Origin of the sequence: Nonomuraea sp. 10N515B, from assembly GCF_052245915.1 — a bacterium.
GTDB lineage: Bacteria > Actinomycetota > Actinomycetes > Streptosporangiales > Streptosporangiaceae > Nonomuraea.
This window is the reverse complement of the sequence record NZ_JBQQBQ010000129.1, coordinates 1-11529: the sequence shown is the minus strand read 5'-3', so window position 1 is coordinate 11529 and position 11529 is coordinate 1. Positions and strand designations below refer to the sequence as shown.

At 63.5% G+C, this 11529-nt stretch carries 15 protein-coding genes; 2 read left to right on the top strand and 13 right to left on the bottom strand.

The genetic code is table 11. The features are described from left to right. Positions 1 to 29 precede the first annotated feature (29 nt). The 6 genes from ACTWQA_RS57645 to ACTWQA_RS57620 all read right to left on the bottom strand — a co-directional run bounded on the left by ACTWQA_RS57645 (position 30) and on the right by ACTWQA_RS57620 (position 4327). Positions 30 to 314, bottom strand: a complete 285-nt coding sequence (locus tag ACTWQA_RS57645; protein ID WP_443167257.1) for a hypothetical protein — start codon at positions 312 to 314, stop codon at positions 30 to 32. Beyond that, positions 298 to 888 (bottom strand): hypothetical protein, encoded by a 591-nt coding sequence (locus ACTWQA_RS57640; protein WP_443167256.1) that lies wholly within the window; start codon positions 886 to 888, stop codon positions 298 to 300. The genes ACTWQA_RS57645 and ACTWQA_RS57640 overlap by 17 nt, the downstream gene beginning before the upstream one ends. 18 nt (positions 889 to 906) lie before the next feature. Next, on the bottom strand, positions 907 to 1725 hold the full coding sequence (locus tag ACTWQA_RS57635) for a protein phosphatase 2C domain-containing protein (protein WP_443167255.1): 819 nt from the start codon (positions 1723 to 1725) through the stop codon (positions 907 to 909). Between the two features lie 3 nt (positions 1726 to 1728). Further along, on the bottom strand, positions 1729 to 2568 hold the full coding sequence (locus ACTWQA_RS57630) for a sigma factor-like helix-turn-helix DNA-binding protein (protein ID WP_443167254.1): 840 nt from the start codon (positions 2566 to 2568) through the stop codon (positions 1729 to 1731). 414 nt (positions 2569 to 2982) lie between these two features. Next, positions 2983 to 3390: an ATP-binding protein gene (locus ACTWQA_RS57625; RefSeq protein WP_443167253.1), complete on the bottom strand. Its 408-nt coding sequence runs from the start codon at positions 3388 to 3390 to the stop codon at positions 2983 to 2985. 94 nt (positions 3391 to 3484) lie between these two features. Further along, a complete protein-coding gene (locus ACTWQA_RS57620; RefSeq protein WP_443167252.1) occupies positions 3485 to 4327 on the bottom strand; it encodes a helix-turn-helix domain-containing protein in 843 nt (280 codons plus the stop codon). A 442-nt stretch (positions 4328 to 4769) separates the two neighbouring features. On the opposite strand from ACTWQA_RS57620, the gene ACTWQA_RS57615 reads away from it, so the two are divergent. Beyond that, a complete protein-coding gene (locus ACTWQA_RS57615) occupies positions 4770 to 5624 on the top strand; it encodes a TIR domain-containing protein (RefSeq protein ID WP_443167251.1) in 855 nt (284 codons plus the stop codon). 37 nt (positions 5625 to 5661) lie between these two features. Here the strand turns inward: ACTWQA_RS57615 and ACTWQA_RS57610 are convergent, their stop codons facing one another. From ACTWQA_RS57610 to ACTWQA_RS57595, 4 genes are all read right to left on the bottom strand, one after another. Next, positions 5662 to 5901: a macro domain-containing protein gene (locus ACTWQA_RS57610; RefSeq protein WP_443167250.1), complete on the bottom strand. Its 240-nt coding sequence runs from the start codon at positions 5899 to 5901 to the stop codon at positions 5662 to 5664. Between the two features lie 201 nt (positions 5902 to 6102). After that, positions 6103 to 6282: a hypothetical protein gene (locus ACTWQA_RS57605; RefSeq protein ID WP_443167249.1), complete on the bottom strand. Its 180-nt coding sequence runs from the start codon at positions 6280 to 6282 to the stop codon at positions 6103 to 6105. A gap of 25 nt (positions 6283 to 6307) precedes the next feature. Next, positions 6308 to 6958 (bottom strand): MFS transporter, encoded by a 651-nt coding sequence (locus ACTWQA_RS57600; RefSeq protein WP_443167248.1) that lies wholly within the window; start codon positions 6956 to 6958, stop codon positions 6308 to 6310. A 75-nt stretch (positions 6959 to 7033) separates the two neighbouring features. Continuing rightward, the gene (locus ACTWQA_RS57595; RefSeq protein WP_443167247.1) at positions 7034 to 7819 is read right to left on the bottom strand and encodes a hypothetical protein; all 786 of its coding nucleotides are present in this window, start codon (positions 7817 to 7819) and stop codon (positions 7034 to 7036) included. Positions 7820 to 7986: 167 nt separating this feature from the next. On the opposite strand from ACTWQA_RS57595, the gene ACTWQA_RS57590 reads away from it, so the two are divergent. Further along, positions 7987 to 8769, top strand: a complete 783-nt coding sequence (locus ACTWQA_RS57590; RefSeq protein WP_443167246.1) for a L,D-transpeptidase — start codon at positions 7987 to 7989, stop codon at positions 8767 to 8769. A gap of 365 nt (positions 8770 to 9134) precedes the next feature. Here ACTWQA_RS57590 and ACTWQA_RS57585 read toward each other — a convergent pair whose 3' ends face one another. From ACTWQA_RS57585 to ACTWQA_RS57575, 3 genes are all read right to left on the bottom strand, one after another. Beyond that, on the bottom strand, positions 9135 to 9545 hold the full coding sequence (locus tag ACTWQA_RS57585; RefSeq protein WP_443167245.1) for a type II toxin-antitoxin system VapC family toxin: 411 nt from the start codon (positions 9543 to 9545) through the stop codon (positions 9135 to 9137). Beyond that, positions 9542 to 9862 carry a type II toxin-antitoxin system Phd/YefM family antitoxin gene (locus ACTWQA_RS57580; protein ID WP_103957053.1) on the bottom strand — a complete coding sequence of 107 codons (321 nt, stop codon included), beginning with the start codon at positions 9860 to 9862 and terminating at the stop codon, positions 9542 to 9544. The genes ACTWQA_RS57585 and ACTWQA_RS57580 overlap by 4 nt, the downstream gene beginning before the upstream one ends. A 717-nt stretch (positions 9863 to 10579) precedes the next feature. Beyond that, complete coding sequence (locus tag ACTWQA_RS57575) at positions 10580 to 11005, bottom strand: VOC family protein (RefSeq protein WP_443167258.1); 426 nt, start codon at positions 11003 to 11005, stop codon at positions 10580 to 10582. Positions 11006 to 11529 lie beyond the last annotated feature (524 nt).

Here is an 11529-nt window from a genome sequence, read left to right as displayed (position 1 = left end):
CTCGTGGAGAACGAGCCGGGTTTGTTCGCTCAACCGCTCCCGTAGCCCGGCGAACCCTGCCCTGACCAGCCTGCACTATCCAGCGCAAGCGACGAAGCGGACATCAACTCGCGTAACGCCCTCTCAGGTGTGTGCTCGTTGTCAGCGCCCTTGATCCGGCGTGGGTTTCGGGCGATCAGCTTGTCCTCTTCAACGGCCGTCATCAGGACCGCCCGCAGCAGGCGATAGGCCTTGGCCGCAGTCGAAACCGACAGCCGTTGCCGGGGGTAAACATAATCCTCGCGAACGTCATAAGGATCAGGAGAGATCGCCACGCACGTGGATGATCCGATCAGGCTTCCCTATGCCTCTGACCTGCACCCAGCCCTTTCCGTAGACATGTCCTGACCGCATCAGAGACTTGCGTAGCCCTCGCGGCGCAAGGCTGTCGTCGTACATCTGACACAGGCCTTCAAGCGTGTCGGAAAACAGGTATTCGTAGGCGTACACCCTGCCGAACCGGGTCCACTCATGGCGGGCGATGGGGCGCCTCAGAATCCTCTCGAACCATGCTGCGGCCGTTTCCGCGAGCTCTGGCATCGACCCGTCGGCCACGATGGCCAAGCTGGTTGGCCTATCAGGCAGCGTGTAGAGCTGATTGTGGACGCGGTCCCCCTGAAGACGGTTGCCCGACACATGGATGCCGGCAACCAGGAGATTGAGCGGCTCGTCCGGTGCATCGACGTCCATGCACGCGACCAATCCACTGTCGGTGCCCGGTCGAACGATGAAGGTGTCCACTGGCGCTGCTGGCCAGTGCTGTGCGCGTGCCCGGAGTTCATTGACGAACAAGCGTTGGTCGTCGGGTAAGTCGTCGCCATCGCAGTCGAACCATTCGTACGCCTCCACAGGCACAGGCTATGGGCTCTACCAAGCGAGGTAGCAGGCCGTGGCATCATCGAGGGTCTTTCCTCGCGGCCAGCGATGGCCGTGGAGGTCGGAATGCTCTGCCGTACGGACTTGGTGGATGAGTTCGGCTGCGCCGTGCTGGTCGAGGATGTCGAGGGCTTGGCGCCAGCCGGCGAGATGGAACCGGTCGACGAGGCGTGATGCGCCATCGCTGAGGAGTGCGGCGGCGCGGATCCGGTCGGCGGGCATGCTGCCGGTGAGTGCCTGGTCGGCGGCGAGGGGATCGGTGGCGGCTACCCAAAAGCCGCCGTCGCGGTTCCGGTACGACCGCAGGGTCTCGACGTAGCGCCGGTGAGCCGAGACATGTTCGTCGCTGCCGGAGGCGAAAGAGTCCATTTCGGCGCGATGGAGCGCCCCGACCTGGGCCTCGCGATCATCACAGACGACCACAGGTTCTGCCGCCTCAACGACGTCCAAGAGGAGGACGGAGTCGGCCAGGACCAACCACTCCAGGGTGTCGTTGACATGGCGCAGCATGATCACCGTGGCCGAGGGTGACCCGGGGTGAGCCAGATCACAGGTCCCGTCATGGAGGGACGAGACCGACTTGATCCCCACTGACAGCAATTCGGCCAAGGTGCCGGCGCTCTGGGACATGGCAGTCAAGAGGGTGGAGCCGAGCGTACGGGAGTACCAGGCCACACCGTGCGAGCACCCGGAGTCGGAGCCTGGCGGAGTGCCGGCGCCGTCGAGGAGGACGGCCGCATCAGGAGCCGCAGCAACGAAGTCCTCGTTCGGCCGACCGGGTGCAGCTTCCGTGGCGAAGGTGACCCGCACGTCTCAGTCCTCCTCGTGCCGGTACAGCGGACTGGCAAGCTCCGCCTTCACCGGTTCCCCAGTGGCTGGGTCGTATTCAACGCCCACGACGGTCGAGAAGCGCTTGTCGCCTACCTGCCCCCACAGCGTCGCGACCTCGGTTTGGAGGAGCTGCACCACGCCGAGCGTGCCTTGAGGATGGATGCCGGTGAACACCAGGAGGTTGCCCTTGCCGTCCGGACACCCAAGCCGTCCGAGGTAGGCGTAATCCACGGCCCGAGCCGGTTCGCTGTCCGAGCCGGAGCGGTAGACCGTGCCGGTACGGCTATCGCGCAACGTCCAGACGTCGTCCTTGACCCACTCCAGAACAGGATCCGACTCGTACAGCGCGCCCATGACGGTCGAAAGTCTGGGGCCGCAGATCACAATGAGATTCGGCCGATTGATGTCGATCTCTCCGCCGAGGGGGACGTGCTCCAACTCCACTGGTAGGTCGAAGCCGCGGGCAAGGTCCTCCAGTCGTTTGGCCGCAGTGACATCCTCCATCGCGACAACAGGCCGGGCGTTGGTGGCCTCGCGCTTGAGCGGCGTGACCAGGGTGATCGTGCCCGTGCCGAGAAAAGCCCCTTCGGGGGCTGGACCGGTGTGCCGGATCTGGTGAATCCGCCCCCTCGTGAGGCCGGCTTCCTTGGCGATCTGTGCGTACGAGAGTCCTTGAGCATGCAGCTCTTGGATCACTCGTCGCCGTAGCCGCGAGAGCTCGGCGACCTCCTGCTGAGCAGCGTTGAGACGCTCCGTGGCGACCCGCAGCAGCTGGAACGGGTCTTCTATCGCGGCAATGCGCTCGACGTCACCCGGCGGCATGGATCCCCCTCTGATCACTGAGGGGAGTCTAGGCCCCTAGACAGTATGCCGTCTATCCCCCTTGACAGTACGATTTCGATCGGTTCGCCGCTTTTTGAACTAACTGCACGAATCACCGGCCGCCGATTGGGGACACCCCGCGGGCTCATCGAGCCATGCCCGAAAGTAGCGCAACCCACAAGGCCTGAGCTTCGCCGACCCGTACCCGATGAGTCTCGACGACGATCCGCCGCCGCTCCTTCGCGACGCGCCGAATGAAGCCCAAGCCGCCAGACTCGCACAGTTCGTAATAGACGTCCCGACAGTCGCATGTCCAGGCGACCGTCCGAGGCCGTTCGCCCGTATGAGCGGGGTACCAGTCGAGCTTCACGCACGATGGCTGCGGCGGAGGAACATGAGGCGACAGACAGCGGGTCATACGCATGACGCCGCCTGCGACCCTGCGTGCAGCACGGCCCACACCGTCCGACCGCGTTCGTCTCCCCATACGCCCCAGTCGATCGCCAGGCTGGCGACGAGCAGCAGGCCGCGCCCACCTTCGCCCTCCGGGCACGGGCGGAAAGCCTTGGGTGAGGACAGGCCGCCCTCATCGAGTACGCCAAGCCAGAGGCGATCCGGATGAGCTTGGACGCTCACTAGGAACCGTCCTCCGAAACGCCCGCTGGCGGAGTGACGTATCGCGTTGGTGGCCAGCTCGCTGACGATGAGTTCGGCCTCATCGACTACGGGCCAGCCTCGCAGAAGTGCGACTACGAAGCGTCGCGCCTCAGTGATGGACGGGGCGGAGCCGAGGAAGTAGCGGGAGAAGCGCCAGGCCGACATGGGCAAGCTCCGTCGTCTAGGGGGCTATACATCTGATGGCGCCAGCGTATGAGCGACGCTAGAAGAAGCTCAAGCTATTCGACGCATAAATGCGTCACTTCTCTGGACGGCTCGCCAGCTCTCGATAGTCGTCGGCCACCGACCCGAGCACTCGGCGCAGCGCATCGCCGTACACCGCCACAGCCGCGAACTGCTCGAAGGTGTCCATGTGTGTGGCCAGCTCATCGGCCTCACTGAGCCTGAGGTCACCCGTCAACGTTTCGACCACACTCACCGAACCGTCGTAGATCGTGAATCCATGCAGGGGGAACGCCGGCACTTGTACGGACCAGGGCACGACACCGAGGGTCACGTGCGACAGTGTGGCTACCATGGCCAGCCGGTCGAGTTGAGCCAACATCAACGACGGTGGCCCCGGCCAGGTACGCACCGCGCCCTCGGTCAACAGGAACGAGAACTCTCGCACCGAGTCGAACAGGACCGTTTGCCCCTCCACGCGCACCGCCGCAGCCTTGGCCGCGTCACCCTCGTCGACATCGCGACCAACCGCAAGCGCCAGCCGAGCGTACTCGGCGGTCTGCAAGAGGGCCGGCACCATTGCCGACTGGAACGACACCACCCGTCGCCCCGCCCGGACCCGCGCGGCGTTGGCTGCTTCCCGGCCAGCAAGGCCACCCTTTAGCCGAGACACCTCATCACGGAGCCGTACGACAAGAGCATCCAACTCGGCCCGGCCCGCCTCATCGAGACCCAGCGCGGAGACCAGCCGCTCAACGGTCTCAGGCGTGGGGAGAAGCTGGCCTGTCTCGATCCGCGAGATAGTAGGTTGCGCCACCTGTGCCCGCTGCGCGAGATCCTTACCGGTCAGACCCGCGTCCTTGCGCAGCCGCCGCAGCAGCTCGCCCAGCGCCCTCAGCCGATCCCGTCGCTCTGCCACACCGAGCGTTCTACCACCAGCCCATGCCGAGCATTGCCGAATTGTTCTTATAGGGGATCAAGCGGCGGCGCTCCGCGCCGCCGGCGCGGCCCTGCGCTCGGCCGCACGCTGCGCGTGCGGCCTGGGGGCCGTTCTCGCGCACGGCCGTACTCGGGCCGCGCTGCTTGACAGCAATGGCGGCCACTCGAAGACTCCTGCTACTCGTTTCTGCACTAATTCGTACGGGGGTTGCACTGATGACGGACCAGAGATGATGTTGGTTAGCACCGTCGCCATCCGCCACCGGGCTAAGTCATTCTCTCCGGCTAGTCGACAAGCCTGTTCCGCTGCGCCAGGACCCTCGGTACAAGACTCTACCTTTACATGCTTGATCTAATAGGTCCAAAATAAACTCGGTGCGAACCTGAGGGCCCGCCACTTAGTCCATGTTCGGAGCCGATTCGTGAAGATCTTCCTCAGTTGGTCGAAGCAGCTAAGTCATCAGATGGCGCTCGTTCTTCGGGCGTGGTTGCCCGAGGTCATTCAGCAGGTAGAACCTTGGATGTCCAGTGAAGACATTGATAAAGGCCAACGGTGGGCGACAGAAATTGGCACACAGCTTAGCGAAGTAGATCACGGGATCATATGCGTAACCAAGGAAAATCTCCAAGAGCCTTGGCTTAACTTTGAAGCCGGCGCCTTAGCGAAGTCCTTGCAAAGCGCAAGAGTAAGACCTGTGCTACTAGGCGTTCAGTCATCGTCAATAACAGGACCGCTCGCACAGTTTCAGGCAACCGCCGCGACTAATAAGAATGACACGCACAAGCTAGTCAGCTCCTTGAACGACGCATGCGCGGCACCGCTTGACATAAAAAGGCTCGAACGAGCTTTTGAACGAAATTGGCAAACGTTTGTCGACGAGATCGACAATATACGCCACGCAAGTGATGTCGGAGTGGATATGCCTAGACGTTCGGCCGACGATTTGCTTGGTGAAGTTCTCGATCGGATTAGAGATCTGCAGCGTTCAATCGAGGTTGGTCCAGCTACTTCACAGGGTCGCCCTTCAAGCGAAGATTTCTTGCTGCCACTTCTAGGAGACGGAAGCGTGGGGCGACCCGGGCTGCCCGTAGTTCATGATCTTCTGGGAGAGGGTGTCGTCAAGCTGGCCGTGAACGCCCCAAGTATCCACCACCCAGATGGCGCAGTTACGGTAGTATTTAAAAGCGGGAGGCGCGCTCTTGTGCCTTCACAGAATCTCCGCAGAAGCAGCCAGGGTTGGATCAGCGAGGCAGAGTCGGAAAATCGCGTTGAGTGACAAGAAGCTCAACATAATAACAACAAGACTCAAGGTGCTATAAAGTCCGCAAGAATGCAGCAACCTCAAGCATGTTAATGTGGTAATAGTCATTGGGATGAATCAATATATCTAAATTTTTGCACACAAGTTCTTGCCTTGAGCGGGCAATAAATGATATAAGTATCATCTTAAGCAAACTCTCACGATCTAAATGGTTAATTCTTGCATGTTCCGACCCAACAATACCCATACTCACTGCTTTGCGTTGGCCCTGTCGATGGATGGCCTCCCACACCTCGCTCAGGCTTTGCCAAAGCCCCTGGGACCTTCGATGTATGCGTGTGCGTACAGGAGGTCCAGCTTGTCCATGCCAAGCCGTTCCCTGCTTCGCTCCGAAGATTCCCGTATCACTTAGGCAGACAAGCCCTCAAGGTCGTGGGTGAGGGCGGTCGCTGGAATGTTGGGCTGCCTTCCGAGCTTGGTGGCGATGACGACCTCATCCCCAACGCCGCGACTTCGGCGCCAGCGGCCAAGCAGCGCCTCTCTCTCCACCCTGAGTGCCATTGACCCAGTACGCGTAGTTGTTGGCGGTGTCGATGAGGCTGCCGCCGGCCTCGATGAACCGGTCGAGGATGGTAAACGACGTCGTCTCGTCGGTGGTGGTGCCGAACAGCATCGCACCAGGGCTCGGCACGCATGGGTCATAGGCGGGTGCCCAGCCGGCCGGACGGCAGATCACGCAAGCGGCGCAGGGGGCTGGCCAATAGGATCAGGCCGCTCAGCACAAACCCGATCATCATCGTCCACAACGCCGTGCGGACGGTGAACGCACCGGCCAGTGCGCCGGCCAGGACGCCGCCGAGCGGCATCGCGCCAAAGTTGACCAGCTGGACGCTGGACGTCACCCGGCCCATCAGCTCGCCCGGCACATACGTCTGGATGAAGCCGGAGAAGACCACGTTTCCTGCCACGACCCCCGCGACGATCACTACGCCGCCCAGGACGAACAGCGCCAGTCCAGCCCCGCGATCCGTCAGCGGGATCAGCAGGCCAGTGGGGGCCAGGCCGGCTTTGTCGAGCAGAACGGCCCGCGCGCTGCCTAACCGTGCCGCCATCGGCCGCGCGACCATGGCGCCGACGATGCCGCCCAGTCCGGTGGTCGCGATCATTAGGCCGGTCTCGCCCGCGCCGATCCCGACGTCGACGGCGTCTCGTCTCTGTATCCCGACCGAGAGATCGACCACTTCGGCCGGTCTATGCGTGGGTGGGCGTAGGGACAGAGCCTGGTGCGGCCTGTGCTGGTTCTGGTGACGTTCGTAGGCGGTGAGGAAGGCCGCCGATCCGCTGCGCATGCTCGTCTGAAGCTGACAGACGACGGAGGGCCCGGATCGCTTTGATCCGGGCCCTCCGTCGTTCGGTGTCGCGTGTCAGCCAGTGACCGGGATGTTGGTCTTCACCGGCGTCGGGGTGGGTGCGGGCTTGGGCTCGTCCTGCGTCTGCGTGACGCTGCCATCCCACTCGAACCAGTCGTGGGTCGCCGTCTCGCGATCATCCTTACCGGGATGGGTGGGGGTCGGCGTGTTGCTCGGCGTCGGCGTCGAGGTGGGCGTCCGCGTGGGGGTAGTGGTCACCGTGGGCGTCGCAGTGGGCGTCGCAGTGGGTGTGGAAGTCGGAGTCGGGGTGACCGTCGGCGTCGGTGTCTGGGAGGGCGTCACCGTCGGGGTGACCGTCGGCGTCGGCGTCTGGGAAGGCGTCACCGTCGGGGTGGGCGTCGGCTCACACTTGACCCAGAACACCTTGTGCTTGGGCGCACCCTTCTTCCCTGCAAAGTCCCAGAACAACTTGTAGTGCCCGTTCGGCAGGGTCATGTCGACGGTACGGCCATGCCCGTCCTTGTCGAGCACGAGGGTGCCGCTCTTCACCGTGGTCTTGTCACCCGTGGGCGGCCAGGACTTGATCTCCCAGCTCACCTGCTCGGCCTCGTCGAAGTTGAATCCGACTAGATAGAACACGCAGACGTGCGGCTCGTTGCGCTGGTCGTCCTCCGGCGTCGTCCACTTGTGGATCTTGACGTCGCCGTTGTCGCCGGGCGTTGCCTGGACCGCTCCAGCCGAGGCCGTATTGGAGATGGCGAGCACCGCGAGCGCCGCCACCGCGAACATGAGTGCCGCTGTGAACCAGCGACGGACCGAAGAAAGCCTGGGGGGTGTCACGATCGCACCTCGGGGTGTATGAGAGCACTTGAGCCTCAGATGGCTCATGTGTGTAAAAATGTCACACCCGTTGGCGGAGCATCTTCAAACGTTCCAAACCGTTATCTACCTGGCCAGATGGTTATGCGTTCGTGTCGTATGTGTCATAGAAACCTCAGGAGCCGATCGTGCCGCTCGATGCCCCCCGCCGACTCATCGGCGCCTCTCTCGTCGCCATGAGCCTCGTCGCCTCGACCTCCGCCGGCGTTGCCGCGTCGCCCGTCACCCTCGCCGCCGGCCCCTCGGTCACGGCGACCGCACTACCCAAGGCCACCACGTTCACTGAGTTGAGCGGCCTCCCGCAGGACACCGACACGTACGGCAAGCTGAGCGGCATCGTGGTCCACCCCGCACGCACGGTGGCCGTCTACGCCCACCCCGGCGGCAAGCCCGCGGCCACCCTCCCGGCGAAGCAGCTCGGCAGCCAGACCTGGGTCCCGGTGGTGGAGGCGCGCAAGGGCTGGTACCGCGTGCTGCTGCCCAGCAAGCCCAACCACGTGACCGGCTGGATCAAGGCCAAGGGCCTGGAGAAGGCGCGCAGCCGCTACCGCGCCATCGTGAAGCTGGGCACCAGGCAGTTGACCGTGATGAACGCGAGCAAGAAGCTCGGCACCTGGACGGTGGCTGTCGGCGGCCCTGAGACGCCCACCCCGGTGGGCAGGACCTTCCTGCTGGCCCTGATGTCGCCGAAGGAGAAGAAGGCCTACAGCCCGCTGATTCTGCCCCTCGGCACGCACTCACCGACGCTCGACACCTTCGGCGGCGGTCCCGGCACGGTCGCCTTCCACGGCTGGCCGGACCGGAAGGTGTTCGGCAAGGCCGTCACGCACGGCTGCATCAGGGTGCCTGCTCGCGCGCTCAAGGTGCTGGCAAAACTGCCTCTTGGGACTCCAGTTCTGATCGCTCCTTGAGGATGAGGCCAGCGGCCAACGGGTCCGCCATGCACCAACGCGAGCTCGTGCATGTGCCGGAAAGAGACAGACGGCGGTGTCAGCAAGCACGCGGACGTTTGACCAGCTGTGGCAGCCTGACGCTCTTGTTGCAAGCGCTGGGGCGAGTGGAGGAGGCCAAAGCGTTGGAGTGATCGCTAGCTCGTACAGCAGCGAAGTACAGCAACAAGACCGCACGACCCTTACTCCGACGCACAGCATCACACGACTAGAGCAGGCCGGGAATTGGTCTTTTCGATCTTGTGCAGGGCCACCGCGCATCTTTCAGGATGAGCGCCTCAGAAGCGCGGGTCGAGGCAGGCGGCCAGGCGCGAATGCCGTGCCATTCACTGGGGACGAGTGACAGGAACTACCGTAATCAGGTGGTCCAGGCCCTTGAAATCCTTGGGATTGCAGGTGTAAAGGGGTAGCCGGTTCGCGATCGCCACACTGGCAATCATCAGATCTGCAGTGCGGGGGCGCGGTTTGCGTCCTGAGGCGATGACGGCCGTCCACAACTGGCCGTACTCGCGGGCTGCGGTGTCGTCGAAGGGGAGTGGGTCGAATTCGGCTTCGGCGGTCTGCAGAATCTTCATTCGCTGGGCGAGTTCTTGCGGCCCTGTCGCCACCAAGACGCCGACCGAGAGTTCTGCGGTGGTGATGGCACTGATCATCATCTCATCGGGGAGCTCGTCGGGATCGATGCCGGCGCGCAGGATGAGGATGTTGGTGTCGAGCAGCCCTAGGGCGTGGGTCATCCCTCGTCCTCCGCGAACTCGCGTCTGCCGTATGCGCGATCGTAAGGGTCGTAGAGATCGTCGTTGACGTGGCGGTCCATGTCCTCGCGATATTTACGGTCGTCCAGCCGTGGCATGCCACGCGACACGGCGGCGAACTCGGCGCGTGACACGGCCCGGCGTCGGCGGCGAAGAGGGACCAGATCACCGATGTGATGGCCATTACGGGTAACGGCGTACCGCTCCCCACGCTCCAGACCATCCATGATCTCCGCTGAGCGGTTGCGCAGGTCGCGTTGAGATATCTCGTGGGAGCGGTCGGGCTCAGGAGTGCTCACATCTGGAGTCTACAACATGGTGCCATACGGTGCTACCTTGTAGCACAACTCACTAATCGTTCTCGAGATCTTTCACCTAACTCCGAAACCGGCCGTACGGCCAGACCGGAGGTCAGGGCCGGATCCGCCACGTGATGCCGGCGCAGATCGGGGCAGTACGTGAGAACGTCCTGCCGCTGGGCGCCCTGGCGTCCAAAGCCTCGATCTTCTGGGAGGTTGCGCGCCGTGCGACCGCCAGGAGACGACGAGGGTTTCCCGGGTCTCATTGGAAATGAAGAACTCGTGAGCGGTTCGTGGTTGGCAGCCGCATAGACAGTCTGCGTGACAACCGGCAGAGGTGATCACGAACATCAGCGGACGTTTCTCACACTGTCAGGCGTAAGTCACAGGCTTTGCGTCACCGATAGGAACTGGAGTTTGATTTGCTTTGCAAGCAGCTGCCGACCCGCAGGAAGGCCCCGCACTTGCCGAGGAACACGAAGCTGCGTCGGTAGGTGTTCGGGTCGAAGACCGGTGGCCGTCCGCCCCGGCGGCCGCGCCGCCGACGTCCGGCCTGCTGCGCTGTGCGTTCGGGATCGTGGCGGCGCGCGAACCTTTGACCGGCATTCACACGCTGACCTTCATTTGTCGCGCCGCGCGGAGAACGGTTTGTATCAGCATGCTCATGCGATCCGTTCGTGCATCGCTGATGCACCCGCCCCACGCGGCAGGCTCGTGTCAGCCGATCTGTTCGGCCAGGGCGACGATGATGCCCGCGGGACCGCGGAGGTAGCAGAGCCGGAAGATGCTCTCGTACTGCGCCACCTCGCCGAGGAGTTCGGCGCCGTGGGCGCGCAGGCGGGCGATGGTGTCGTCGATGTCGTCGACGGCGAACATGACGCGATGCAGGCCCAGCGTGTTGGGCGGCGGGTTCTCCGGCTCGGCGCAGGACGCCGCGGGGGTGTGGTACTTGGTCAGCTCCAGCTTGCTGTGGCCGTCCGGGGTCCGCATCATCGCGATGTCGCTCCGGACGCCGTCGAGTCCGACGGTGCGGTCCGCCCAAAGGCCTTCGACCTGTCCCTTGCCTTCCAGTTCCATGCCGAGCTCGGTGAAGAACGCGACAGCCGCGTCCAGATCGTCGACGACGATGGCGACGTTGTCCATCCGCTGAATGGTCATGTCTCCGAGCATAAGAACGCGGCTCGCCGCTTGTGGGGATCAGGCGGCTAGAGCCGGAGTTGCCGGGGCTTCTGACGATGGTGAACGTGGTGGTCGGGTTGGAGAGGCCGCCCGGGGTGCCCGAGACCTTGGTGTTGGAGAAGGTGGCGCTGCCGGTGATGTTGTCGATGACGATGCCGTAGGTGCCGGTCGTGTCAATGGTGACGGTGTCGAACGGCGCACCAAGATGATCTTGACCTCGCGGCGGGCCTCGCCGCCGCCAGCGAGGCTGCCTAAGATCCACTCACGGCACCTACCTCGTCGAGCTATTTACACCGCTCCGAAGACGCCACCAGCGCCGGTTCGAGGACGAGCGACGACAATACCGGCTGTTAGCCGCGAACCCGAGGTGTGTCAGAGAAAATGCACCAGATCGGGTCTTAAATACCCATCAGTCGCGGGAGGGGTTATAGGGGATCCTGGCGTAGTTCTCGCCGGGCTGCAACCCGGGCCTCGTGCGCGTCCTTCAG

Coding starts and splice junctions, on each gene's coding strand:
- ACTWQA_RS57585 (WP_443167245.1), bottom strand. CDS start 9,545: ATGACCCACGCCCTAGGGCTGCTCGACACCAACATCCTCATCCTGCGC.
- ACTWQA_RS57605 (WP_443167249.1), bottom strand. CDS start 6,282: ATGCTGTTCGGCACCACCACCGACGAGACGACGTCGTTTACCATCCTC.
- ACTWQA_RS57600 (WP_443167248.1), bottom strand. CDS start 6,958: ATGCGCAGCGGATCGGCGGCCTTCCTCACCGCCTACGAACGTCACCAG.
- ACTWQA_RS57625 (WP_443167253.1), bottom strand. CDS start 3,390: ATGTCGGCCTGGCGCTTCTCCCGCTACTTCCTCGGCTCCGCCCCGTCC.
- ACTWQA_RS57630 (WP_443167254.1), bottom strand. CDS start 2,568: ATGCCGCCGGGTGACGTCGAGCGCATTGCCGCGATAGAAGACCCGTTC.
- ACTWQA_RS57575 (WP_443167258.1), bottom strand. CDS start 11,005: ATGGACAACGTCGCCATCGTCGTCGACGATCTGGACGCGGCTGTCGCG.